Annotated in this window: 24 protein-coding genes; 15 read left to right on the top strand and 9 right to left on the bottom strand. The window is 58.5% G+C overall.

Annotated features, from left to right (window positions below):
- Window positions 1-43 precede the first annotated feature (43 nt).
- From BJ917_RS18515 to BJ917_RS18465, 10 genes are all read left to right on the top strand, one after another.
- A complete protein-coding gene (locus BJ917_RS18515) occupies window positions 44-1,291 on the top strand; it encodes an ABC transporter permease (RefSeq protein WP_096514712.1) in 1,248 nt (415 codons plus the stop codon).
- A 12-nt stretch (window positions 1,292-1,303) separates the two neighbouring features.
- Complete coding sequence (locus BJ917_RS18510) at window positions 1,304-2,128, top strand: ABC transporter permease (RefSeq protein ID WP_096514714.1); 825 nt, start codon at window positions 1,304-1,306, stop codon at window positions 2,126-2,128.
- A 214-nt stretch (window positions 2,129-2,342) separates the two neighbouring features.
- A complete protein-coding gene (locus tag BJ917_RS18500; RefSeq protein WP_121104036.1) occupies window positions 2,343-3,491 on the top strand; it encodes an iron-containing alcohol dehydrogenase in 1,149 nt (382 codons plus the stop codon).
- 115 nt (window positions 3,492-3,606) lie between these two features.
- Complete coding sequence (gene rpe / locus BJ917_RS18495) at window positions 3,607-4,281, top strand: ribulose-phosphate 3-epimerase (protein WP_008035979.1); 675 nt, start codon at window positions 3,607-3,609, stop codon at window positions 4,279-4,281.
- A complete protein-coding gene (locus tag BJ917_RS18490; RefSeq protein ID WP_121104035.1) occupies window positions 4,278-5,096 on the top strand; it encodes a phosphoglycolate phosphatase in 819 nt (272 codons plus the stop codon). Before rpe ends, BJ917_RS18490 begins: the two co-directional genes overlap by 4 nt.
- 70 nt (window positions 5,097-5,166) lie before the next feature.
- Window positions 5,167-6,648, top strand: coding sequence for an anthranilate synthase component I (gene trpE, locus BJ917_RS18485; protein ID WP_096514720.1), 1,482 nt, complete (start codon window positions 5,167-5,169; stop codon window positions 6,646-6,648).
- Between the two features lie 113 nt (window positions 6,649-6,761).
- A complete protein-coding gene (locus BJ917_RS18480) occupies window positions 6,762-7,355 on the top strand; it encodes an aminodeoxychorismate/anthranilate synthase component II (protein ID WP_121104034.1) in 594 nt (197 codons plus the stop codon).
- A gap of 9 nt (window positions 7,356-7,364) precedes the next feature.
- Window positions 7,365-8,414 carry an anthranilate phosphoribosyltransferase gene (gene trpD, locus BJ917_RS18475; RefSeq protein ID WP_096514724.1) on the top strand — a complete coding sequence of 350 codons (1,050 nt, stop codon included), beginning with the start codon at window positions 7,365-7,367 and terminating at the stop codon, window positions 8,412-8,414.
- A complete protein-coding gene (gene trpC / locus BJ917_RS18470; RefSeq protein ID WP_121104033.1) occupies window positions 8,411-9,247 on the top strand; it encodes an indole-3-glycerol phosphate synthase TrpC in 837 nt (278 codons plus the stop codon). The genes trpD and trpC overlap by 4 nt, the downstream gene beginning before the upstream one ends.
- Window positions 9,248-9,389: 142 nt before the next feature.
- A complete protein-coding gene (locus BJ917_RS18465) occupies window positions 9,390-10,091 on the top strand; it encodes a lipoate--protein ligase family protein (RefSeq protein WP_096514728.1) in 702 nt (233 codons plus the stop codon).
- Window positions 10,092-10,101: 10 nt separating this feature from the next.
- Here the strand turns inward: BJ917_RS18465 and crp are convergent, their stop codons facing one another.
- Window positions 10,102-10,746, bottom strand: coding sequence for a cAMP-activated global transcriptional regulator CRP (gene crp / locus BJ917_RS18460; RefSeq protein WP_096514730.1), 645 nt, complete (start codon window positions 10,744-10,746; stop codon window positions 10,102-10,104).
- Between the two features lie 230 nt (window positions 10,747-10,976).
- Here crp and BJ917_RS18455 point away from each other — a divergent pair, with 230 nt between their 5' ends.
- Together BJ917_RS18455 and speD are read left to right on the top strand one after the other, a co-directional pair.
- Window positions 10,977-11,399, top strand: coding sequence for an OsmC family protein (locus tag BJ917_RS18455; RefSeq protein ID WP_008061600.1), 423 nt, complete (start codon window positions 10,977-10,979; stop codon window positions 11,397-11,399).
- Window positions 11,400-11,637: 238 nt separating this feature from the next.
- Window positions 11,638-12,432 carry an adenosylmethionine decarboxylase gene (gene speD / locus BJ917_RS18450; protein WP_096514732.1) on the top strand — a complete coding sequence of 265 codons (795 nt, stop codon included), beginning with the start codon at window positions 11,638-11,640 and terminating at the stop codon, window positions 12,430-12,432.
- Between the two features lie 116 nt (window positions 12,433-12,548).
- Here the strand turns inward: speD and coq7 are convergent, their stop codons facing one another.
- From coq7 to hemJ, 6 genes are all read right to left on the bottom strand, one after another.
- The gene (coq7, locus tag BJ917_RS18445; RefSeq protein WP_096515638.1) at window positions 12,549-13,196 is read right to left on the bottom strand and encodes a 2-polyprenyl-3-methyl-6-methoxy-1,4-benzoquinone monooxygenase; all 648 of its coding nucleotides are present in this window, start codon (window positions 13,194-13,196) and stop codon (window positions 12,549-12,551) included.
- Window positions 13,197-13,343: 147 nt separating this feature from the next.
- Window positions 13,344-13,682 carry a histidine triad nucleotide-binding protein gene (locus BJ917_RS18440; protein ID WP_007986008.1) on the bottom strand — a complete coding sequence of 113 codons (339 nt, stop codon included), beginning with the start codon at window positions 13,680-13,682 and terminating at the stop codon, window positions 13,344-13,346.
- A 77-nt stretch (window positions 13,683-13,759) separates the two neighbouring features.
- Window positions 13,760-14,548 (bottom strand): SDR family oxidoreductase, encoded by a 789-nt coding sequence (locus BJ917_RS18435; RefSeq protein WP_096514734.1) that lies wholly within the window; start codon window positions 14,546-14,548, stop codon window positions 13,760-13,762.
- A gap of 61 nt (window positions 14,549-14,609) precedes the next feature.
- The gene (locus BJ917_RS18430; RefSeq protein ID WP_121104032.1) at window positions 14,610-15,566 is read right to left on the bottom strand and encodes a DUF805 domain-containing protein; all 957 of its coding nucleotides are present in this window, start codon (window positions 15,564-15,566) and stop codon (window positions 14,610-14,612) included.
- 75 nt (window positions 15,567-15,641) lie between these two features.
- Window positions 15,642-16,610, bottom strand: coding sequence for a nitronate monooxygenase family protein (locus BJ917_RS18425; RefSeq protein WP_096514738.1), 969 nt, complete (start codon window positions 16,608-16,610; stop codon window positions 15,642-15,644).
- Between the two features lie 33 nt (window positions 16,611-16,643).
- On the bottom strand, window positions 16,644-17,075 hold the full coding sequence (hemJ, locus tag BJ917_RS18420) for a protoporphyrinogen oxidase HemJ (protein WP_096514740.1): 432 nt from the start codon (window positions 17,073-17,075) through the stop codon (window positions 16,644-16,646).
- A 134-nt stretch (window positions 17,076-17,209) separates the two neighbouring features.
- Here hemJ and argC point away from each other — a divergent pair, with 134 nt between their 5' ends.
- Window positions 17,210-18,244 carry an N-acetyl-gamma-glutamyl-phosphate reductase gene (gene argC / locus BJ917_RS18415; RefSeq protein ID WP_121104031.1) on the top strand — a complete coding sequence of 345 codons (1,035 nt, stop codon included), beginning with the start codon at window positions 17,210-17,212 and terminating at the stop codon, window positions 18,242-18,244.
- Window positions 18,245-18,412: 168 nt separating this feature from the next.
- Complete coding sequence (gene erpA / locus BJ917_RS18410; RefSeq protein ID WP_007906865.1) at window positions 18,413-18,763, top strand: iron-sulfur cluster insertion protein ErpA; 351 nt, start codon at window positions 18,413-18,415, stop codon at window positions 18,761-18,763.
- A 69-nt stretch (window positions 18,764-18,832) separates the two neighbouring features.
- Here erpA and BJ917_RS18405 read toward each other — a convergent pair whose 3' ends face one another.
- Together BJ917_RS18405 and BJ917_RS18400 are read right to left on the bottom strand one after the other, a co-directional pair.
- Window positions 18,833-19,924: an anhydro-N-acetylmuramic acid kinase gene (locus tag BJ917_RS18405; protein ID WP_121104030.1), complete on the bottom strand. Its 1,092-nt coding sequence runs from the start codon at window positions 19,922-19,924 to the stop codon at window positions 18,833-18,835.
- A gap of 3 nt (window positions 19,925-19,927) precedes the next feature.
- Entirely contained in the window at window positions 19,928-21,343 is a 1,416-nt protein-coding gene (locus BJ917_RS18400) for a peptidoglycan DD-metalloendopeptidase family protein (RefSeq protein WP_121104029.1), read from the bottom strand.
- A gap of 212 nt (window positions 21,344-21,555) precedes the next feature.
- On the opposite strand from BJ917_RS18400, the gene tyrS reads away from it, so the two are divergent.
- The gene (gene tyrS, locus BJ917_RS18390) at window positions 21,556-22,755 is read left to right on the top strand and encodes a tyrosine--tRNA ligase (RefSeq protein ID WP_121104028.1); all 1,200 of its coding nucleotides are present in this window, start codon (window positions 21,556-21,558) and stop codon (window positions 22,753-22,755) included.
- The last annotated feature ends 410 nt before the right edge of the window (window positions 22,756-23,165 follow it).

The raw sequence follows: 23,165 nt of genomic DNA, 5'->3' as shown, positions 1-23,165 counted from the left end.
GGTTTCCCGCCTCTGCAATGATCAAAGATTTCCGGAGTACGCCATGGCTATCGCCGTTCCCCTGAACGCGGGCACTGACCCCACCTTGAAGCAGCGGCTCAAGCACGCCGAGCGGGTCAACCGCTGGAAGGCCCAGGCGTTGATCGCGCCGCTGGTGCTGTTTCTGTTGCTGGTGTTCCTGGTGCCGATCGCGGCGCTACTCTACAAAAGCGTCGGTAACCCGGAAGTGGTCGGTGGCATGCCGCGCACCGTGACGGCTATCGCCAGCTGGGACGGTCGTGGATTGCCCGCCGAACCGGTTTACAAGGCTGCCAGCGAAGACCTCGCCGAAGCCCGCAAGAACCAGACCTTGGGCGACCTGTCCAAGCGCTTGAACATGGAGTTGGCCGGCTACCGCAGCCTGCTGACCAAAACTGCACGCGCCTTGCCGTTCGCCACCGAGCCGGCCTCCTATAAAGAAGCACTGGAAGGTCTCGACGAGCGCTGGGGCGATCCGGCCTACTGGCAAGCCGTACGCCGCAACACCAGCAGCATCACGCCGTACTACCTGCTGGCCGCTGTCGATCACCGCATTGACGATCTCGGTGAACTGGCTCCGGCCACGCCTGACCAGGCGATCTACCTCGACATTTTCACCCGCACCTTCTGGATGGGGTTGATCATCACCGTGATCTGCCTGGTGCTGGCCTATCCACTGGCTTATCTGCTGGCGAACCTGCCGTCGCGGCAAAGCAACCTGCTGATGATTCTGGTGCTGTTGCCGTTCTGGACCTCGATCCTGGTGCGAGTCGCGGCGTGGATCGTCTTGCTGCAATCGGGTGGGTTGATCAACAGCGGCTTGATGGCCCTGGGCATCATCGATAAACCGGTGGAGCTGGTGTTCAACCGCATCGGTGTCTACATCTCCATGGTGCACATCCTGCTGCCGTTCATGATCCTGCCGATCTACAGCGTGATGAAAGGCATTTCGCCGACCTACATGCGGGCGGCCATTTCCCTGGGCTGCCATCCATTCGCCAGCTTCTGGCGGGTGTACTTCCCGCAAACCTATGCCGGTGTCGGCGCCGGTTGCCTGTTGGTGTTCATCCTCGCCATCGGCTACTACATCACCCCGGCGTTGCTGGGCAGTCCGAACGATCAGATGGTCAGCTACTTCGTCGCCTTCTACACCAACACCAGCATCAACTGGGGCATGGCGACCGCTCTCGGCGGGCTGCTGCTCCTGGCGACCGTGGTGCTTTATCTGATTTACAGCTGGCTGGTGGGCGCGAGCCGCCTGCGCTTGAGCTAAGGGGAGAATGAAATGCTGAGTCCTTATATGTCGCCCATCGAGCGGGTGTGGTTCTACAGCTTGCGGATTCTCTGCGGCCTGATTCTGTTGTTCCTGATCCTGCCGGTGCTGGTGATCATTCCGCTGTCGTTCAACTCGGGGAGTTTTCTGGTCTATCCGCTGCAAGGCTTTTCGCTGCACTGGTACCAGGACTTCTTCGCCTCGGCGGAATGGATGCGTTCGTTGAAGAACAGCATCATCGTGGCCCCGGCAGCGACGGTACTGGCGATGATCTTCGGCACGCTGGCGGCGATCGGCCTGACCCGGGGTGATTTTCCGGGCAAGCCACTGGTGATGGCGCTGGTGATTTCGCCGATGGTGGTCCCGGTAGTCATCATTGGTGTGGCCAGCTACCTGACCTTCGCTCCATTGGGATTTGGCAACAGCTATACCTCGCTGATCGTCGTGCATGCCGTGCTCGGTGTGCCGTTTGTGATCATCACCGTGTCGGCGACCTTGCAGGGGTTCAACCAGAATCTGGTGCGGGCTGCGGCAAGCCTTGGTGCCTCGCCGCTGGTGGCGTTCCGTCGGGTGACCTTGCCATTGATTGCGCCCGGCGTGATCTCCGGTGCGTTGTTCGCCTTCGCCACTTCGTTCGATGAGGTGGTGGTGACGCTGTTCCTCGCCGGCCCAGAGCAAGCGACGCTGCCTCGACAGATGTTCAGTGGCATCCGCGAAAACCTCAGCCCGACCATCGCCGCCGCCGCGACGCTGCTGATTGCCTTCTCGGTGATTCTGCTACTGACCCTGGAATGGCTGCGTGGTCGTAGCGAGAAACTGCGTACTGCACAGGTCTAAGGCGTCACATCGATCAACTGTGGGAGCGAGCCTGCTCGCGAATGCTGAGTGTCAGTCGACTCAAATGTCGAATGTTCAACCGTCTTCGCGAGCAGGCTCGCTCCCACAGGGGGCTCCGGTGGACATTCAGTTCATTCACAGCCTGAATACCAGCCAACCCCAAATCCCCAGCTACTCTTGTGCCCAGCTCCCCTATCTATAAGAGGCTGCGCACATGAGTCTTTCCTCCTTCAAAATTGCTCACAAACTGATCACCGGCGCGGGGGCCATTGAGCAACTCGCGGCGGAACTGACCCGGCTGGACATCGACAATCCGCTGATCGTTACCGACGCCGCCCTGGTGAAATCCGGCACCGTAGAGCTGGCGCTGGCGCAGCTCGGGGGCCGCAGCTACGAGATTTTCGACCGGGTGCTGCCCGACCCGGAAATCGCCATCGTCGAAGACTGCATGCGCGTTTACCGCGAGGGTGGGCACGACGGGTTGATTGGTCTGGGTGGCGGCAGTGCCATCGATATCGCCAAGAGCGTTGCCGCCTATGCCGGATACCACGGCGCGCTGGAGGATTTGTTCGGCATCGAACAGGTGCCGCGCAAAGGCCCGCCGCTGATCGCGATTCCAACCACCGCTGGCACCGGCTCGGAAGTGACCAATGTGGCGATCCTCTCCGACAAGGTCGCGCAATTGAAGAAAGGCATCGTCAGCGACTACCTGTTGCCGGATGTGGCGCTGGTCAGCCCGCAAATGACTCTGACCTGCCCGCGCAGTGTCACGGCCGCCAGTGGTGTCGATGCGCTGGTGCATGCCATCGAATCCTATCTGTCGGTCAATGCATCGCCGATTACCGACGCCCTGGCCATCGGCGCGATCAAATTGATCGCCAAGGCGCTGCCCAAGGCCTACGCCAATCCGTCCAACCTGCAAGCCCGAGAAGACATGGCCACCGCCAGCCTGATGGCCGGCATGGCGTTCGGCAATGCCGGGGTCGGCGCGGTGCATGCGCTGGCGTATCCGCTGGGTGGGCGCTTCAACATTGCCCATGGCGTGAGCAATGCCTTGCTGCTGCCCTATGTCATGACCTGGAACAAGATGGCCTGCGTCGAACGCATGCAGGATATTGCAGAAGCCATGGGGGTGAAGACCGCTCATCTGAGTGCCAGTGAAGCGGCCGATAAAGCCGTGGAAGCCATGAGTGCGTTGTGCGCAGCGGTAGAAATCCCCCCAGGACTACACAGCTTCGGCGTTCCCGAGGAGGCTATCCCGGCCATGGCCGTGGAAGCCGCGGGGATCGAACGCCTGATGCGCAATAATCCGCGCAAACTGAATGCTGTCGATATCGAGAAAATCTACCGCGCGGCGTACTAGAGCCTCTGCCGTTGATGACTGATGGCAAAGCCCAATCATCGCGCCCACGGTGCGCGCGCCAAAGCATGAGGTATACAATGCGCGCCATCGTGATTTAGCTCAGAAAAGGTGCGTCATGCAGCCCTTCGTAATTGCTCCATCGATTCTCTCCGCCGACTTCGCCCGCCTGGGCGAGGAAGTGGACAATGTCCTGGCCGCTGGCGCCGATTTCGTGCACTTCGATGTCATGGACAACCACTACGTACCCAACCTGACCATCGGCCCGATGGTGTGCGCGGCACTGCGCAAGTACGGTGTGACTGCGCCAATCGACGCACACCTGATGGTCAGTCCGGTGGACCGCATCGTCGGTGACTTCATCGAAGCCGGCGCGACCTACATCACCTTCCACCCGGAAGCCACCCAGCACGTCGACCGCTCCCTGCAACTGATCCGCGAAGGCGGCTGCAAATCCGGCCTGGTGTTCAACCCGGCGACCCCGCTGGACGTGCTCAAGTACGTGATGGACAAGGTCGACATGATCCTGCTGATGAGCGTGAACCCGGGGTTCGGCGGGCAGAAATTCATTCCCGGCACCCTCGACAAATTGCGCGAAGCGCGTGCCTTGATCGATGCCTCTGGTCGTGACATACGCCTGGAAATCGACGGCGGCGTGAATGTGAACAACATTCGTGAAATCGCAGCGGCGGGCGCCGACACCTTCGTCGCCGGTTCGGCGATCTTCAATGCACCGAACTACCAGGAAGTGATCGAGAAGATGCGTTCCGAACTGGCGCTGGCCCGTCCATGAGTGGTTTTGAGCAGCTGTTCCCGGGGCGTCTGCCACGGCTGGTGATGTTCGATCTGGATGGCACGCTGGTCGATTCGGTCCCCGATCTCGCCGCGGCTATCGACAACATGCTGCTCAAACTCGGGCGTCAACCTGCTGGCATCGAGTCGGTACGTGACTGGGTAGGCAATGGCGTGCACATGTTGGTACGCCGCGCATTGGCCAACGACATCGATGCCGAGGGTGTCGACGAGGCCGAAGCGGAGCATGCCCTGACGTTGTTCAACGGCTTTTATGAGGACGGTCACGCGCTGACGGTGGTTTACCCCGGTGTGCGTGACACCCTCAAGTGGCTGAACAAACAAGGCGTGGAAATGGCGCTGATTACCAATAAGCCGGAGCGGTTTGTCGCACCACTGCTGGATCAGATGAAAATCGGCCGCTATTTCAAATGGATCATCGGCGGTGACACCCTGCCACAGAAAAAACCCGATCCGGCCGCGCTGTTTTTCGTGATGAAAATGGCCAACATCCCGGCCTCGCAATCCTTGTTCGTCGGCGATTCGCGCAGCGATGTGCTGGCGGCTAAAGCGGCGGGGGTCAAGTGCGTGGCGTTGAGCTATGGCTACAACCATGGCCGGCCGATTGCCGAAGAGTCGCCGTCACTGGTCATCGACGATCTGCGCAAGCTAATTCCCGGTTGCCTGGATCTTGCCGCTGAGATAACGTTGCCTGACGCTGTTCAATCCCCTCCTGGAAACTCCATCGTGGTGGTCACTCGCAAACTCTGGATGAAAGTCATCAAGGCCCTGGCCCGCTGGCGTTGGCGCGCCTGACTTGTTCCTGGCCGGTTATCCGGCGCGTTTGCTTACCTGACTGTTAGACCCTCAAGCCACGAGGCACATCATGATCCGCGAAGAATTCCTGCGTTTGGCCGCTGCCGGCTACAACCGCATCCCGCTTGCCTGCGAAACCCTGGCCGACTTCGACACGCCGCTGTCGATCTACCTGAAGCTGGCCGACGAGCCCAACTCTTACCTGCTGGAGTCGGTGCAGGGCGGCGAAAAATGGGGCCGTTACTCGATCATCGGCCTGCCGTGCCGCACCGTGATGCGGGTTCACGATCACCACGTCAGCGTGACCGTCGATGGCGTCGAAACCGAGAGCCATGACGTTGAAGATCCGCTGGCTTTCGTCGAAGCCTTCAAGGCCCGTTACAACGTGCCGACCATCGCCGGCCTGCCGCGCTTCAACGGCGGCCTGGTGGGTTACTTCGGTTACGACTGCGTGCGTTATGTGGAAAAGCGCCTGGGCAAGTGCCCGAACCCGGATCCACTGGGCGTGCCGGACATTTTGCTGATGGTGTCCGATGCGGTCGTGGTGTTCGACAACCTCGCCGGCAAGATGCATGCAATCGTCCTGGCCGACCCGGCGCAGGAAGACGCCTTCGAACAAGGTCGCGCACGTCTGGAGGAGCTTTTGGAAAAGCTCCGCCAGCCGATCACCCCGCGCCGTGGCCTGGATTTCAGCCGGCAGCAATCGGCTGATCCGGTGTTCCGCTCCAGTTTTACCCAGGACGATTACGAAAAAGCCGTCGACACCATCAAGGAGTACATCCTGGCCGGTGACTGCATGCAGGTCGTGCCGTCCCAGCGCATGTCGATCGACTTCAAGGCTGCGCCCATCGATCTGTACCGTGCGCTGCGCTGCTTCAACCCGACGCCCTATATGTACTTCTTCAACTTCGGTGACTTCCACGTCGTCGGCAGCTCGCCGGAAGTGCTGGTGCGGGTCGAAGACAACCTGATCACCGTACGCCCGATCGCCGGCACCCGCCCACGCGGGGCCAACGAAGAGGCTGACCTGGAACTGGAAAAAGACCTGCTGTCGGACGACAAGGAAATCGCCGAACACCTGATGCTGATCGACCTGGGCCGCAACGATACCGGTCGAGTGTCGGAAGTCGGTTCGGTGAAGCTCACCGAAAAAATGGTCATCGAGCGCTATTCAAACGTGATGCACATCGTCTCCAACGTCACCGGCCAATTGAAGGCCGGCCTGACCGCGATGGATGCACTGCGGGCGATCCTGCCGGCGGGCACCTTGTCTGGCGCACCAAAGATTCGCGCGATGGAAATCATCGACGAGCTTGAACCGGTCAAGCGGGGTGTCTACGGCGGCGCCGTCGGTTACTTCGCCTGGAACGGCAACATGGACACCGCCATTGCGATCCGTACGGCGGTGATCAAGAACGGCGAACTGCACGTACAAGCCGGTGGCGGTATCGTCGCCGACTCGGTGCCGGCGCTGGAATGGGAAGAAACCCTGAACAAACGCCGCGCGATGTTCCGCGCCGTTGCCCTGGCTGAACAAACTCCACAAGGCTGAACCATGAACTGACCCGCCTGCAGGCCGCCTTGATCGATCAAGTGCAGGCCGCGGCGGGATGTTCGTTCGAAGGCTGCATTAGAAGTCAGTGAATTCAAGAGGTTCTTAACGCCATGTTGCTGATGATCGATAACTACGACTCTTTTACCTACAACGTTGTGCAGTACCTTGGTGAGCTGGGCTCCCAGGTCAAAGTCGTGCGCAACGATGAATTGACCGTTGCCGAAATCGAAGCCCTCAACCCTGCTCGCATCGTCGTTTCTCCCGGTCCTTGCACCCCGACCGAAGCCGGTGTCTCGATTGATGTCATCAAGCACTTTGCCGGAAAACTGCCGATTCTCGGCGTGTGCCTTGGCCACCAGTCCATCGGCCAGGCCTTCGGCGGCGATGTAGTCCGCGCTCGCCAGGTCATGCACGGCAAGACCAGCCCGGTTTTCCATGAGGACAAGGGTGTTTTTGAAGGTCTGAATAATCCGCTGACAGTTACTCGCTATCATTCATTGATCGTCAAGCGTGAAACTCTGCCCGATTGCCTCGAGCTGACCGCCTGGACACAGCTCGAAGATGGCTCGGTCGACGAGATCATGGGCCTTCGCCACAAGACCCTGAACATCGAAGGCGTGCAGTTCCACCCCGAGTCGATCCTGACCGAACAGGGGCACGAACTGTTCGCGAACTTCCTCAAACAAACCGGCGGCACGCGCTAAGGACCTTTCATGAATATCAAGACAGCCCTGAGCCGTATCGTCGACCAGCTCGACCTCAGCACCGATGAAATGCGTGATGTGATGCGCGAAATCATGACCGGGCAATGCACGGACGCGCAGATCGGCGCGTTCATGATGGCCATGCGCATGAAAAGCGAAAGCATCGATGAAATCGTCGGCGCCGTCTCGGTCATGCGCGAGCTGGCGGACAAGGTCGAACTCAAGACCCTCGACGGCGTGGTCGATGTGGTGGGTACCGGTGGTGACGGTGCCAATATTTTCAACGTGTCGACCGCTTCGGCCTTCGTGGTTTCGGCGGCCGGTTGCACTGTGGCCAAGCACGGCAACCGCGCGGTCTCGGGCAAGAGCGGCAGTGCCGACTTGCTGGAGGCGGCCGGTATCTATCTGAACCTGACCCCGGTTCAAGTGGCGCGTTGCATCGACAACGTCGGCATCGGATTCATGTTCGCCCAGACCCATCACAGCGCCATGAAGTACGCCGCCGGCCCACGCAAGGATCTTGGCTTGCGTACCTTGTTCAACATGCTCGGCCCGCTTACGAATCCGGCTGGCGTGAAACATCAGGTGGTGGGCGTGTTCACCCAGGCATTGTGCCGGCCGTTGGCCGAGGTTCTGCAGCGCCTGGGCAGCAAGCATGTGTTGGTGGTGCATTCGAAGGATGGCCTGGACGAGTTCAGCCTGGCCGCGCCAACTTTTGTGGCGGAACTGAAGAACGACCAGATCACCGAGTACTGGGTCGAGCCGGAAGACCTGGGCATGAAGAGCCAGAGCCTGCATGGCCTGGCGGTGGAAAGCCCGGCGGCGTCCCTCGAATTGATTCGCGATGCCTTGGGCAAGCGCAAGACTGAAAACGGTCAGAAAGCTGCCGAAATGATTATGCTCAATGCCGGCGCCGCACTGTACGCCGCTGACCATGCCAGCAGCCTCAAAGAAGGCGTTGCCCTGGCACATGATGCGCTGCACACCGGCCTGGCTCGGGAAAAGCTCGAAGAACTGGGTGCCTTTACCGCGGTATTCAAAGTGGAGAATGAGGGATGAGTGTACCGACGGTTCTGGAAAAAATTCTGGCGCGCAAGGTCGAGGAAGTTGCCGAGCGTAGCGCTCGCGTAAGCCTTGCCGAGCTGGAAAGCCTGGCCAAGGCGGCCGATGCGCCCCGTGGTTTTGCCAAGGCCTTGCTGGCTCAGGCCAAACTGAAACAGCCGGCAGTCATTGCCGAGATCAAGAAAGCTTCGCCGAGCAAAGGCGTGATCCGCGAGAACTTCATTCCCGCCGACATCGCCAAAAGCTACGAGAAGGGCGGCGCGACCTGCCTGTCGGTACTGACCGATGTCGATTACTTTCAGGGTGCCGACGCGTACCTGCAACAGGCCCGCGCAGCGTGCAAACTGCCGGTGATCCGCAAGGACTTCATGATCGATCCGTACCAGATCGTCGAAGCTCGCGCCCTGGGAGCCGACTGTGTGCTGTTGATCGTCTCCGCCCTGGACGACGCGAAAATGGCCGAGCTGGCGTCGGTGGCCAAAGGCGTCGGCCTCGATGTGCTGGTGGAGGTCCATGATGGCGACGAGCTCGAGCGGGCCTTGAAAACCCTCGACACGCCATTGGTCGGTGTGAACAACCGCAACCTGCATACCTTCGATGTCAGCCTGGAAACCACCCTCGACCTGTTGCCGCGCATTCCTCGTGATCGCCTGGTGATCACTGAAAGCGGCATTCTCAATCGTGCCGATGTCGAGCTGATGGAAATCAGCGACGTTTATGCGTTCCTGGTTGGCGAAGCGTTCATGCGCGCTGAAAGCCCGGGTACCGAATTGCAGCGTCTGTTCTTCCCTGAACGTGGTGTTCCGGTCAGCGGTTCGACCCTGGACTGATTATTCGCAAGATGAGTCGACCCCTTCGCGAGCAGGCTCGCTCCCACATTAGATTGGCGATACACGAACTACTGTAGGAGCGAGCCTGCTCGCGAAGGCGGCATAAGTTTCACCACAGGCTTCAAGCGTTACGGAGCACCTTATGACCTCTCCCATCTCCCTGACCATCGAAGCCGGCCTGCAAGCCGAACAGGATTTGTTGGCATCGGTATGCACCGGTGGTGCGGAGTTCGGCCTGCTGTTCTGGCAACCGAGTGACCGCGCATTGGTCATGCCACGGCGCTTGAATCGGTTGCCGGGCTTCGAGGCCGCATGTGAAGTGTCGGCCGCCGCCGGTTGGCCCGTGCTTCTACGCGAAACCGGTGGTGAGCCGGTGCCGCAATCGGCTTCGACGATCAATATCGCACTGGTCTACGCACCGCCGCGCAGCGAGGGTGATCTGAACCGCATCGAGTCCGGTTACCGGCGTTTGTGCGATCCGATCTGTCAGTTGCTGGATGAGTTGGGCGGCACTTCGTCGCTTGGCGAAATTGACGGTGCGTTCTGCGATGGACGTTTCAACGTCAACCTTGACGGGCGCAAAATGGTTGGCACCGCCCAGCGCTGGCGCCAGAGTCAGGGCGGTCAGCGCCCGGTGGGGCTGGTGCACGGTGCAATGCTGCTGGATAACGAGCGCGATTCGATGGTTGCCGCGGTCAATCGCTTCAACGAGGCTTGCGGCCTGGAGCAACGGGTGCGTGCCGAAAGCCACATCGCCCTGCATGAGAAGTTCACGGCGCCAGACGCATTGGCACGTCTCGACGAACTCTACCGGCAAATGCTCGCGCTGATGTTCGACGCATGAGCTTTCGAACCTAGCGCGTACCGAAGACCACCATGGTCTTGCCTTTGACGTTAACCAGGTTGCGTTCCTCCAGATCCTTGAGCACGCGACCGACCATCTCCCGTGAACACCCGACAATCCGCCCGATTTCCTGACGGGTAACCTTGATCTGCATGCCGTCGGGGTGGGTCATCGCATCGGGTTGCTTGCACAGTTCCAGAAGACAGCGGGCAACGCGACCGGTCACGTCGAAAAACGCCAGGTCACCGACCTTACGGGTTGTGTTGCGCAGGCGTTGTGCGATTTGTCCGCTTAGCACGTAAAGAATGTCTGGATCCTGCTGCGACAGTTCGCGGAACTTCGCGTAGCTGATTTCCGCGACTTCGCATTCGACCTTGGCGCGCACCCAGGCGCTGCGCTCCTGTTCCAGACCTGCTTGCTCAAACAGACCCAGCTCGCCGAAAAAATCCCCGGCGTTCAGGTAGGCGATGATCATTTCCCGGCCGTCGTCATCCTCGATCAGGATCGTGACCGAACCTTTGATGATAAAGAACAGCGTTTCCGAGCGGTCGCCGGCACAAATGATGTTGCTCTTGGCCTGATAGCGACGGCGTTGGCAATGCATCAGCAGCTTGTCGAGGTTCTTGATTTTGGGTGTGGGGGCAATAGCAACCATGGTTGTATCCCGAAAAGACTGCACGGTATGTTTGGTTTTTTTATGAATTGCGGTAGCGGCGGCAAAGCTGGCTATGCGCCAGCGAATTGGCGTCAGCTTAACAGACACTTCCTGCAATATTCGAGCATTTACCTACAAGGCGGATGGTTAAGTCCCAGGAAGGCGAGCGCTGTCAATCAAGGGGCCTGTGCTAAGCTGGCGACCCTTTTTTAGACAGTGGAGTCTTGGCGATGAAGGCACGCATCCAATGGGCTGGCGAAGCCATGTTCCTCGGCGAATCCGGCAGCGGTCATGTCGTGGTCATGGACGGTCCGCCCGATGCTGGTGGTCGTAACCTGGGTGTCCGGCCGATGGAAATGCTCCTGCTGGGTGTAGGCGGTTGCAGCAATTTCGATGTGGTCAGCATCCTCAAGAAATCCCGGCAGGCGGTCGAGAGCTGCGAAGCCTTCCTCGAAGCCGAACGTGCAACCGAAGATCCGAAGGTATTCACCAAGATCCACATGCACTTCGTGGTCAAGGGACGTGGGCTGAAAGAAGCCCAGGTCAAGCGCGCAATCGAGCTGTCCGCCGAAAAGTATTGCTCGGCGTCGATCATGCTTGGCGCCGCCGGTGTCGAGATCACCCACGACTACGAAATCATCGAACTCGGTTGAATCGACATTCAACTATCATAAAAGCAGTGCAGACTCTGGCGATCCCCTGCTGACGTCTGCATAATGCGCCACTTTTTTCAGGGTAGTGGCCCGTCAGCCGACAGGCCGCGTACCCGAACAGACAACCAAAATCGCCATCGCGAAGAGGTGTTAACCGTCCTACGCAGGTGCGTCGTTCGCATCTGACGGGCATGCTTGATCACGCGGCCGGGCCGCAATACATAGAGAGTTTTTAACGGTGAAAAGCAAACTCAAGCTCCACGGGTTCAATAACCTGACAAAGACCTTGAGCTTCAACATCTATGACATCTGCTACGCGGAAACCCCGCAAGACCAACAGGCTTACGTCGAGTACATCAATAAAGAGTACAACGCCAAGCGCCTGACGCAGATCCTCACAGAAGTTGTCGATATCATTGGTGCCAACATCCTGAACATCGCCAGTCAGGACTACGAGCCGCAGGGCGCCAGCGTCACGATTCTGATCTCGGAAGAGCCGGTGACCCCGACCGACAGCCAGATCGAAGAGTCCCCGGGTCCATTGCCCGAAATCATCCTGGCCCACCTCGACAAGAGCCACATCACGGTGCACACCTACCCGGAAATCCATCCGGATGACGGTATTGCCACCTTCCGTGTGGATATCGACGTGTCGACGTGCGGGGTCATTTCACCGCTCAAAGCGCTCAACTTCCTGATTCACCAGTTCGATTCGGACATCGTGACCGTGGATTACCGTGTGCGCGGCTTTACCCGTGACGTCGAAGGCAAGAAGCACTTCATCGACCACGAGATCAACTCGATTCAGAACTACCTCTCCGAAGACACTTACGACGCGTACCAGATGACCGACGTGAACGTGTACCAGGAAAACCTGTTCCACACCAAAATGCTGCTGAAGAACTTCGAACTGGATAACTACCTGTTCGGTGATGCCACCAGCAACCTGTCTGCCGAGCAACGTGCTCAGGTGACCGAGCGTGTGAAACACGAAATGCTCGAAATCTTCTACGCGCGCAACATGTCGAACTAAGATTTCAGGGCACAAAAAAGGCGACTACCTCACGGCAGTCGCCTTTTTTATTGCTGACACAGAACCCTGTAGGAGCGAGCCTGCTCGCGAAAGCGATGTGCTGAGCAACGCTGATATCAGATCCGATAAGTACTCTTGGTCATCACCTTGGCCATCAAGCTCATCCCGAACTTCACTGGCGCAGGAAAACGGAAGCCGCCAGCCTCCAGTGCACTTTCGGCATGTTGCTCTTCATCAATACGCATCTGCTCAAGAATCGCCCGGGACTTTTCATCCTCCGCCGGCAGTTGCTCAAGGTGTTCGTTCAGGTGCTTGCACACTTGATCTTCAGTCGCCGCGACGAAGCCCAGGCTGACTTTGTCGCTGATCAGCCCCGCAACCGCGCCAATCCCGAACGACATGCCGTAGAACAGCGGATTGAGAATGCTGGTGTGGCTGCCCAACTGATGGATGCGTTGCTCGCACCAGACCAGATGGTCGATTTCTTCTTCGGCGGCATGTTCCATGGCGGCGCGGACCTGGGGCAACTTTGCGGTCAGGGCCTGGCCCTGGTATAGCGCCTGGGCGCAGACTTCACCGGTATGGTTGATGCGCATCAGGCCGGCAACGTGGCGGGTGTCTTCGTCGCTCATTTTTGCATCCGGCTGCACGATGGCCGGCGACGGACGGTATGGCTGGCCGCTGAAGGGCAACAAGGTACGCATCGCCGCATCGGCTTGCAGCAGAAGGCGGTCAATCGGCGAGTAGTGACGTTGGGTAGTCATGTTGACCTCCGGAGGAATCTCGGCGGCCAGTTTAACCCAATCGGCCGGGGAAGGTTTGCGCTGGGTCATTGTGCAGCAGTTGCCATGACAATGCCGTGATGCCTTTGTGGGAGCGGCGTTGCGCCACTCCCACGGGGTTTGTTGAAATCAGCCCGGCGGCCAGTGCATCTGACGTTGCCCAAGTACGTGCATATGAATGTGATAGACGGTTTGTCCGCCTTCTTCATTGCAGTTCATGACGACGCGGAAGCCTTTTTCACAACCCAGTTCCAGGGCCAGGCGCTGGGCGGTGAACAGAATATGCCCGGCCAATGCCTTGTCGTCCTCAGTGAGGTCGTTGAGGGTGCGCACCGGCTTTTTCGGTACTACCAGAAAATGCACAGGTGCCTGTGGGGCGATGTCGTGGAAGGCCAGTACCTGGTCGTCCTCGTAGATGATCTTCGCCGGGATTTCCCGGTTGATGATCTTGGTGAACAGAGTATCCACAGCTGTTTTCTCCGTTGTTTGGGCTGGCCTGAGTGTACTCAGGGCTTATGCCCGAGCCCAGCTTTTTACCAGGCCGGTCAGCGTGGGCAGTAAGCCTTGTTGACCATGCCGGTGATGGTCCGGATCAGCCAGCGCGAGCCGAACCGGGGCAGGGCGGCGAACCAGCGGTTGCGCCGCCCGGGAATAATGATTGCGCGATTTTTCTCCAGAGCCCGAACGGTATAGAGCGCGACTTCCTCCGGGCTCATCAGCAGTTTACTGTTGGCCAGTTTGTCTGCGTTCAACTGCGCGGTGCGGAAAAAAGCGGTGCGGGTCGGGCCGGGGCAGAGCACCGAAACCTTGACCGCACATTTTTTCAGCTCGACGCGCAAACCTTCCGAAAAGTGCAGCACATAGGCCTTGCTCGCGTAATAAGTGCTCATCCATGGACCAGGATGGAAGGCTGCTACGGACGCGACGTTCAGAATCTGCCCGCCGCCTTGCAATGCCATGCTGTTGCCGATGGCGTGGCACAGACGGGTGAGCGCCAGAATATTTACTTCAATCAGGTCCTGCTCGGTCATCCAGTCCTGCGCCAGGAACGGTCCGCATGTACCTATGCCGGCACAATTGACCAGCAGGTCGATCTGCCGGTCGCCTTCTTCCAGCTCCAGCAAAAAACCTGAAAGCCGAAGCGGTTCACCCAGGTCGCAGGCACGGAACAACACTTCCACGCCAAAACGTTGAGTCAGTTCAATCGCAATACTTTCCAGCTGATCACGCTGTCGGGCCACCAGTATCAGGCTGCGGCCACGCCGGGCCAGCGCTTCGGCCATCGCCAGGCCAATGCCGCTGGAAGCGCCGGTGATCAGAGCGTAACGGGTCATGCAGTTCTCCATCGCAACAGCTCCGCGCCGCGACGCAGGTGTCGCGCGCAGGGAGCGCTGTTCATTCTTGCGCAGAGTCTACAGGGGGCTGGGCTTCTTCGGCTGCATCGTCGGTTGAATTTGCAGGTGATTGGGTCTCAACGTCGATTTCATCGGTGATCCCCGAACTACTTTCGTAGCTGCTTTCCAGGCTGCTTTCGTATTCCTGCTGGATCGCAGAGATCCCTCCGAGCATTGCACCGACAAAAACCAGACCAATAAATACGATCCACAATGAGCACAGCACTTTGACCGCCGTGCTGTTGGGTGGGGGAGGCGGGCCATAACGGTTGGCACCTGCGTTGCCTGGCATGACCATGATTACCAGCGGGAAGAAACTGCCCACGAAGGGGACGAAGTTCAGCAACCAGAGCCACCCAGACCAGCCAATATCGTGCAGGCGCTGCACGCTGAACAGAGCGCTGACAATCACGAACGCGAGGAACAGGAAGAACGCAAAAATGCCGCCGATGATCAGGCCTGCGGTGGAGTCACCACTGACAAGCCCGAGGCCGATGAGCGCGAACACGCCGACAATCGGCAGGGTCACCAGGCTCAGCACCATGGTCCAGGCGAGAAAGCGCAGGCGGCCGATCCGCCCATCGACACTGAACGGCTTGAGGTCTGCGAACTCGGGTACGCGTTCGCCAACACTGGCTCGCGGAGGGGCGTAAGGGGATTCGGGTTCTGCTGGAGTGTCCACCGGGGTGTGAGGGTGAATGTCTGACAGGTGCATTTCGATCGAAGGCTCGGGCTCGATTCGGGCATTGATGCCGGTGTTCTTCAGGGCTTGCAGATAGGCCTGCGCCTCGGCCTGTGACAGTTCGCGCTTGAGCGTGACCGGTTGGCCGTTGAACAGGCGCTCGATGGCGGCTACTTCGCTTTTGTACAGTGCGGCGAGATTGTGCTTCGCAGTGGTGATATCAACACCCGGCAGTAGCGTGCCGTCGAATACGATCTTGTACCGGTTCTCGCTCATTGCCGAGGCATCCTTGTCGCGCGTGTTTGAGTAGATTCAGTGTAAGGCCGGCCAAGGATGGCCGGCCCTGATTTTTCAGCGTGGCCAGCGCTGCCGCAGTTGCCCGGACTGTTCCAGTGCCTTGCGGTATTCGGCGTCGAGGCGTGCTACCAGTTGATCGACGCTCGGCAAATCATCGATTTCACCCACACCCTGGCCCGCAGACCAAACGGTTTTCCAGGCTTTGGCTTCGTCGCTCAACGGCTTGAGTTTCGAACCGAAATTGACTTCACCCTTGTTTTGCAGCGCGGCCATATCGAAACCAGCGGCCTCAAGGCTCTGGCGCATGAAGCTCGCCGGTACGCCCGATACAGCAGGAGTATGGATGATGTCTGCCGCTCTGGACGTCAGTAGCATATTTTTGTAGGCCTCAGGCGCGTGACTTTCGGTGGTGCCGATAAATCGCGTGCCGAAGTAGGCCAGATCCGCACCGAGCAGTTGCGCTGCGAGTATTTCGTGACCATGGTTCAGGCACCCGGCCAGCAGCAGCGTCTTGTCGAAGAACTGGCGGATCTCGGCGATTAGCGAGAATGGGCTCCAGGTGCCGGCATGCCCGCCGGCACCTGCAGCGACCGCGATCAAACCATCCACACCGGCTTCGGCGGCTTTCTCGGCATGGCGGCGTGTCGTCACGTCATGAAACACCAGGCCGCCATAGCTGTGGACGGCATCGACCACTTCTTTCACGGCGCCAAGGCTGGTGATCACGATCGGCACTTTGTGCTCGATGCAGATTTCCAGGTCCGCCTGCAATCGTGGATTGCTTTTGTGGACAATCAGGTTGACCGCGTACGGCGCGGGATTTTCCAGTGTCGCCAGTCCGGCTTCGATTTCTTCCAGCCATGCCTTGAAACCGCTGCTTTCGCGCTGGTTCAGCGCAGGAAAGCTGCCCACCACGCCGTTACGGCAGCAGGCAAGCACCAGTTGCGGATTGGAAATCAGGAACATTGGCGCTGCCACCACAGGCAGACGTAAACGTTGTTCAAGCAAAGCGGGCAGTGACATTGGATGACCCCCGGTGAGTTATTCCTGTTGGATTTAGAACGGCCGAACGACGACCAGAATGACGATTGCCAGCAATATCAGAACCGGCACTTCATTGAACCAGCGATAAAAGACATGGCTGCGGGTGTTTTCGCCACGGGCAAAACGCTTCACCTGAGCACCGCACATGTGGTGGTAGCCGATCAGCAACACCACCAGGGTCAGCTTGGCGTGCATCCAGCCACCCTGGCTGAAGTAGGCTCCCGGATTAAGACTGATCAGCCAGCCACCGAAAATCAGCGTAGCGATCATCGCCGGGCCCATGATGCCGCGATACAACTTGCGCTCCATGATGCTGAAGCGTTCCTTGCTGACGGTGTCCTCGCTTTGGGCGTGATAAACGAACAGGCGCGGCAGGTAAAACAGGCCGGCAAACCAGCACACGACGCTGATGATGTGAAAAGCTTTGAGCCAGAGATAGAGCATTTTGGTTATTCCAGGATTCACGGTAGCCGGAATAGTAGGGGCTTGAGCCTCCGATCGTCACCTTGCCGGTTGTCGCAGGGGCGCGCGGCCCCTATTATCGACGGCTTTCCAGTGGGTTCGTTGAGGGCAGGTTTATGGTCAAGGTCGGTATCGTCGGCGGCACGGGTTACACCGGTGTCGAACTGCTGCGTCTGTTGGCACAGCATCCGCAGGCAGAAGTGGTCGTCATCACTTCCCGATCCGAGGCCGGCCTCGCCGTGGCCGATATGTATCCGAACCTGCGAGGCCACTACGACGGCCTGGCGTTCAGCGTTCCGGACATCAAAACCCTGGGTGCTTGCGACGTGGTGTTTTTTGCAACACCTCACGGCGTTGCGCACGCTCTGGCGGGTGAACTGCTCGCGGCCGGAACCAAGGTCATCGACCTGTCTGCCGACTTCCGTCTGCAGGATGCTGATGAATGGGCCAAATGGTACGGCCAGCCGCATGGTGCGCCGCAGTTGCTGGAGGAGGCTGTCTACGGCCTCCCGGAAGTCAACCGCGAGCAGATCAAACAGGCGCGCCTGATTGCTGTGCCGGGTTGCTACCCGACCGCAACGCAGTTAGGTTTCCTGCCGCTGCTTGAGGCAGGTCTGGCCGATGCTTCGCGCCTGATCGCTGACTGCAAATCCGGCGTCAGCGGTGCCGGTCGCGGCGCATCTGTAGGGTCGTTGTACTCTGAAACGTCGGAAAGCATGAAGGCCTACGCCGTCAAAGGGCACCGTCACTTGCCGGAAATCCGCCAGGGTCTGCGTCGTGCCGCAGGTAAGGACGTTGGCCTTACCTTCGTTCCACACCTGACACCGATGATCCGTGGCATTCACTCGACGCTCTACGCGACCGTTGTGGATCGCTCGGTCGATCTTCAAGCGCTGTTTGAAAAGCGTTATGCCATTGAGCCGTTCGTCGACGTCATGCCGGCCGGCAGCCATCCGGAAACCCGTAGCGTACGGGGCGCCAACGTGTGCCGTATCGCGGTCCATCGTCCACAGGACGGTGATCTGGTGGTTGTGTTGTCGGTGATCGACAATCTGGTCAAAGGTGCGTCGGGCCAGGCGGTACAGAACATGAACATCCTGTTCGGGCTGGATGAGCGTCTGGGCCTGTCCCACGCTGGCATGTTGCCGTAAGGCTTCACTGCACACAGTGAAAAGGCCCGTTGAACGGGCCTTTTTGCATTCCGGGCTGACGATTGGGATGGTTGATATACCATAACAATAGTTGACCGATTTTCTAGGACAAGCGGATAATGCGCGTCATCACGCATTATGGCGGCGTAACGCCGGGAGATAGTCAGCATGAGCGTCGAATCCTTCACCCCCACGGCTTTGCAATTCACACACGGTGCCGCGCACAAGGTGAAGAGCCTGGTCGATGAAGAGGGGAATGATCGCTTGAAGCTGCGCGTATTCGTTACGGGCGGCGGTTGTTCAGGTTTTCAGTACGGCTTTACCTTCGATGAAGAAGTGGCCGATGACGACACCATCGTCGAGCGCGAAGGTGTGAGTCTGGTTGTCGATCCGATGAGCTTCCAGTATCTGGCAGGTGCGGAGGTGGATTACCAGGAAGGTCTGGAGGGTTCGCGTTTCGTCATCAAGAACCCGAACGCGACCACTACCTGTGGCTGTGGTTCGTCGTTCTCGATCTGATCAGCGCGCCTGTATCATCAAAACGCCGCATGGCTTCAAGGCCCTGCGGCGTTTTGCTGTCTGGAGCAATCAAGCGGGGTAGATGGCGCCGAGTACACGCAAGCCACGGGCGCCAGTGACGCTTGGGCGATTGGCTGCAATGCCCTCGAGGCAACAGTGGGCCAGCCAGGCGAAGGCCATGGCTTCGACCCAGTCCGGGTCGACACCGTACGCGGATGTGCTGGTGACGTTTGCCTTCGGCAGCAGGCTGGCCAGGCGATTCATTAATGTTGTGTTGTGCGCGCCACCACCACAGACCAGCACTTCCTGAGTATTCGACTGAGCACTTTGCAGTGATTCGACGATGGTCAGTGCGGTCAATTCAAGCAGCGTTGCCTGTACGTTTTCGGCGGCAAAGGTCGGTAGCCGGGTCAGGTGCTGCATCAGCCACGGCAGGTTGAATACTTCGCGACCGGTACTTTTCGGGCCTTGGGTCATGAAAAACGGATCGCTGAGCAGTGCTTTCAGCAGTACCGGTTCAACCTTGCCACTGGCAGCCCATTGGCCATCGCGGTCAAAGTTGTCGCCGCGTTGCTGGTGAATCCACGCGTCGAGCAATACATTTCCCGGGCCGCAGTCAAAGCCGGCGACAGGCTTGCCGGGTTCGATCAGGCTCAGATTGCTGAAGCCGCCGACGTTCAGTACGGCGCGATTGCCGGCCTGTTCTTCGAACAAGGCTTCGTGAAAGGCCGGAACCAGAGGCGCGCCTTGTCCGCCAGCAGCAACGTCGCGACTGCGGAAGTCGCTGACGACCGAGATGCCAGTCAACTCGGTCAGCAGCGCCGGATTGCCGATTTGCACCGTAAAACCGCGCGCCGGTTCGTGGCGAATAGTCTGCCCATGGCTGCCAATCGCGCGAATGTCATCAGGTGTGAGTTGCTGTTTTGCGAGGAGGGCGTGAATGCCCTGTGCGGCCAGTTTCACCCAGTTCTGCTGGGCGATGGCGGAGCGGGCTATCTCATCCGGACCGCTGGCGCACAAGCCAAGCAGCTCGGCGCGCAGGGATTCGGGCATAGGGATGTAGTGCGTAGCGACCAGCCTGATCGCCGGGGCCAGCTCGATCAGCGCAATGTCCAGGCCATCGAGGCTGGTTCCGGACATCACACCTATATAGAGCGTCATGGCTTAGCGCTTCGAAGCCAGCATGGTGGCTTTCTCTTGGTCCATGCGCGCCATCAGTGGCTGGCTTTGCGCGAGGAAGCGCGAGCGTTCTGCCTTGGAGATCGGATCGGCCATTGCCACTTTCTGGCCCAGCGGGTCGACGTGCACGCCGTTGACCTGGAACTCATAGTGCAAGTGCGGGCCGGTAGACAGGCCGGTGGTGCCAATGTAGCCAATCACCTGGCCCTGTTTGACATTACTGCCTGTCTGGACACCTTTGGCAAAGCCCTGCATGTGCCCGTACAGCGTGCGATATGTATTGCCGTGCTGGATGATGACGGTGTTGCCGTAACCGCCGCGACGGCCAGCCAGCAATACTTTGCCGTCACCGGCCGCCTTGATGGGAGTGCCGCGTGGAGCTGCGTAGTCGACGCCTTTGTGGGCGCGGATCTTGTTCAGGATCGGGTGTTTGCGGCCCATGGAGAACTTCGAACTGATACGGGCGAAGTCTACCGGAGTACGGATGAACGCCTTGCGCATGCTATTGCCGTCAGCCGTGTAGTAACTGCTGTTGCCTTGTTTGTTGGTGTAGCGCACGGCGGTATAAGTCTTGCCGCGGTTGGTGAAGCGCGCGGACAGGATCGGGCCGTTGCCGACCGCTTTGCCATTGACCACTTTCTGCTCGTAGATCACGTCGAATTCGTCACCCTGGCGAATGTCCTGGGCGAAGTCGACGTCATAACCAAACACGCTGGCCATGTCCATGGTCAGGCTGTGGGACAGGCCGGCACGAGCGGCAGACTGCGACAGCGAGCTGTTGATCACACCATGAACATACGCGGAGCGCACGGTCGGCTTGGCGGTAACGCGGTTGAACGTGTAGCCCTTGTCGTTCTTGGTCAGCGTGATGGTTTCAAGGTCGCTGACCTTGCTGTGCAGGTTTGTCAGCTGTCCATCCGGGTTCAGTTCGAATTCGAGTTTCTGTCCATGCTTGAGCTGGCTGAACTGCTTGGCCTGCTTGTCGCTGGCCAGCACTTCATGCACCGAAGTGGCCGGAAGACCAACCTTCGCGAACAGCGTGGAGAGCGTATCACCCTTGCCGACGATCACTTCCCTGTGGTTTGGTGCCTTCTTTTGTTCGACAACCGGCGCGGGTGCGGCTTGGGCGGTTTCCTGAGTGGCTTCTGCACTGTCTTCGATCTGTGCGAAAGGAGAAGCTGCTGGCTCATTTGTGGCTTGGACGGCCTCGGCAGCGTCTTGATCTTGTGTCAGTTGTTCAACAGGACTTTCCAGTTCGAGACTCAGGGTCGTCTTCTTGGCTTCTACATCACTGGAAGGAAATACCAGAAGCGCCAGGCTCAGAAGAGCGGCGATGCCACTTGCGGCGAGCAGGTGGGTCTTCGGGTAAAGCGGTGGCGCTTTAGACGATTCTTTGGTCATAAGTAATTTTTGACTTTGAAAAAGATGAATTGGAAAAGATGAATGACATGATGAATATGAAATAACTGTATAAAATATAACCAAATCATCTCTGAAGCAAGTCCGTGGACACTCTGTTCATGGATAGGCATCCGTGCGCCGGGCAAACCTTGTATTTGACGCGCGATCTTGTATGGTTGTTTCCCTTTGAATTCGAGCCTTGCGGGTCTGTTATGAAGTCGGTTGAAGAGCAGCTAGCGCTGATCAAACGTGGTGCGGAAGAACTGTTGGTCGAGTCCGAGCTGATTGAGAAGCTCAAGCGCGGCCAACCGCTGCGTATTAAGGCGGGCTTCGATCCGACTGCGCCGGATTTGCACCTGGGCCATACCGTGCTTATTAACAAGCTGCGTCAGTTCCAGGAGCTGGGTCATCAGGTGATCTTCCTGATTGGCGACTTCACCGGGATGATCGGTGATCCGAGTGGCAAGAGTGCGACGCGTCCTCCATTGACTCGCGAGCAGGTTCTTGAGAATGCCGAGACCTACAAGACTCAGGTTTTCAAGATTCTTGATCCAGCTAAAACCGAAGTGGCTTTCAACTCCACCTGGATGGATCAGATGGGGCCGGCCGACTTCATTCGGCTGACCTCGCAGTACACGGTCGCACGCATGCTCGAGCGCGATGACTTCGACAAGCGCTACACGACCAATCAGCCAATCGCCATTCACGAGTTCCTCTATCCGCTGGTTCAGGGGTATGACTCGGTCGCCTTGCGTGCTGATGTCGAGTTGGGCGGTACCGATCAGAAGTTCAACCTGCTGATGGGGCGCGAGCTGCAGCGCAGTTATGGTCAGGAAGCTCAATGCATTCTGACGATGCCATTGCTTGAAGGTCTGGATGGCGTGAAGAAGATGTCCAAGTCCTTGGGCAACTACGTAGGTATCCAGGAAGCGCCGGGCGTGATGTACAGCAAACTGGTTTCCATCCCTGATGCGCTGATGTGGCGTTACTTCGAATTGCTCAGCTTCCGTTCCATGGATGAAATCAACGCCTTGCGTGCTGATGTCGAGGCGGGTGCCAATCCGCGTGACGTCAAGATCAAGCTGGCTGAAGAGATTGTTGCGCGCTTCCATGGTGAAGAGGCTGCTGCCAATGCTCATCGTGCGGCAGGTAATCGTATGAAGGATGGCGAGCTGCCGGATGATCTGCCTGAGATTGAATTGACCGCTACCGAAGATATGCCAATCGCTGCCGTTCTTAATAAAGCGGGGTTGGTGAAGAACTCGGCCGTTGCGCGAGATCTTCTCGGTTCCGGTGGTGTGCGTATAGATGGTGAGGTCGTTGACCGCTCTTTTATGTACGTACTGGGTGCGACCCATGTTTGCCAGGCGGGGAAGAAGGCATTTGCGCGCATTACGCTCAAATCCGAATAAACCTGTAATAAAGGGTTGACGGCGAATTTTAGAGGCCTATAATTCGCCCCACTTCCGGCGCAGTCGAAACGGAAAACTCCTTGGTAAACAATGAGTTACGCAGTTTCGACAGCGGGTCGCTTCAGGTCATCGAAGTCGAAAGGAAGTTGAAAAAGAGGTGTTGACAGCAGCGAGTAACGCTGTAGAATTCGCCTCCCGCTGACGAGAGATCGACGGCGCAAGTGGTTGAAGTTGCAGAGGAAACTTTGAAAGCTTCGGAAAATAACCGCTTGACAGCAAATGAGGCTGCTGTAGAATGCGCGCCTCGGTTGAGACGAAAGATCTTAACCAACCGCTCTTTAACAACTGAATCAAGCAATTCGTGTGGGTGCTTGTGGTATCAGACTGCTAGTCAACAGATTATCAGCATC

It is taken from the genome of Pseudomonas sp. WPR_5_2 (assembly GCF_003634475.1).
In the GTDB taxonomy this organism is placed as follows: domain Bacteria; phylum Pseudomonadota; class Gammaproteobacteria; order Pseudomonadales; family Pseudomonadaceae; genus Aquipseudomonas; species Aquipseudomonas izuensis.
This window is presented reverse-complemented; position numbering and strand designations above follow the sequence as displayed.

Bases quoted from the DNA above. Each gene is read 5' to 3' on its own strand.
- trpC (WP_121104033.1), top strand. From the start codon at position 8,411: ATGAGTGTACCGACGGTTCTGGAAAAAATTCTGGCGCGCAAGGTCGAG.
- BJ917_RS18465 (WP_096514728.1), top strand. From the start codon at position 9,390: ATGACCTCTCCCATCTCCCTGACCATCGAAGCCGGCCTGCAAGCCGAA.
- argC (WP_121104031.1), top strand. From the start codon at position 17,210: ATGGTCAAGGTCGGTATCGTCGGCGGCACGGGTTACACCGGTGTCGAA.
- hemJ (WP_096514740.1), bottom strand. From the start codon at position 17,075: ATGCTCTATCTCTGGCTCAAAGCTTTTCACATCATCAGCGTCGTGTGC.
- BJ917_RS18510 (WP_096514714.1), top strand. From the start codon at position 1,304: ATGCTGAGTCCTTATATGTCGCCCATCGAGCGGGTGTGGTTCTACAGC.
- BJ917_RS18480 (WP_121104034.1), top strand. From the start codon at position 6,762: ATGTTGCTGATGATCGATAACTACGACTCTTTTACCTACAACGTTGTG.
- BJ917_RS18400 (WP_121104029.1), bottom strand. From the start codon at position 21,343: ATGACCAAAGAATCGTCTAAAGCGCCACCGCTTTACCCGAAGACCCAC.
- trpE (WP_096514720.1), top strand. From the start codon at position 5,167: ATGATCCGCGAAGAATTCCTGCGTTTGGCCGCTGCCGGCTACAACCGC.
- BJ917_RS18455 (WP_008061600.1), top strand. From the start codon at position 10,977: ATGAAGGCACGCATCCAATGGGCTGGCGAAGCCATGTTCCTCGGCGAA.
- rpe (WP_008035979.1), top strand. From the start codon at position 3,607: ATGCAGCCCTTCGTAATTGCTCCATCGATTCTCTCCGCCGACTTCGCC.
- BJ917_RS18430 (WP_121104032.1), bottom strand. From the start codon at position 15,566: ATGAGCGAGAACCGGTACAAGATCGTATTCGACGGCACGCTACTGCCG.
- BJ917_RS18425 (WP_096514738.1), bottom strand. From the start codon at position 16,610: ATGTCACTGCCCGCTTTGCTTGAACAACGTTTACGTCTGCCTGTGGTG.
- BJ917_RS18515 (WP_096514712.1), top strand. From the start codon at position 44: ATGGCTATCGCCGTTCCCCTGAACGCGGGCACTGACCCCACCTTGAAG.
- crp (WP_096514730.1), bottom strand. From the start codon at position 10,746: ATGGTTGCTATTGCCCCCACACCCAAAATCAAGAACCTCGACAAGCTG.
- trpD (WP_096514724.1), top strand. From the start codon at position 7,365: ATGAATATCAAGACAGCCCTGAGCCGTATCGTCGACCAGCTCGACCTC.
- BJ917_RS18405 (WP_121104030.1), bottom strand. From the start codon at position 19,924: ATGACGCTCTATATAGGTGTGATGTCCGGAACCAGCCTCGATGGCCTG.
- BJ917_RS18435 (WP_096514734.1), bottom strand. From the start codon at position 14,548: ATGACCCGTTACGCTCTGATCACCGGCGCTTCCAGCGGCATTGGCCTG.
- coq7 (WP_096515638.1), bottom strand. From the start codon at position 13,196: ATGACTACCCAACGTCACTACTCGCCGATTGACCGCCTTCTGCTGCAA.
- erpA (WP_007906865.1), top strand. From the start codon at position 18,413: ATGAGCGTCGAATCCTTCACCCCCACGGCTTTGCAATTCACACACGGT.
- BJ917_RS18490 (WP_121104035.1), top strand. From the start codon at position 4,278: ATGAGTGGTTTTGAGCAGCTGTTCCCGGGGCGTCTGCCACGGCTGGTG.
- tyrS (WP_121104028.1), top strand. From the start codon at position 21,556: ATGAAGTCGGTTGAAGAGCAGCTAGCGCTGATCAAACGTGGTGCGGAA.
- BJ917_RS18500 (WP_121104036.1), top strand. From the start codon at position 2,343: ATGAGTCTTTCCTCCTTCAAAATTGCTCACAAACTGATCACCGGCGCG.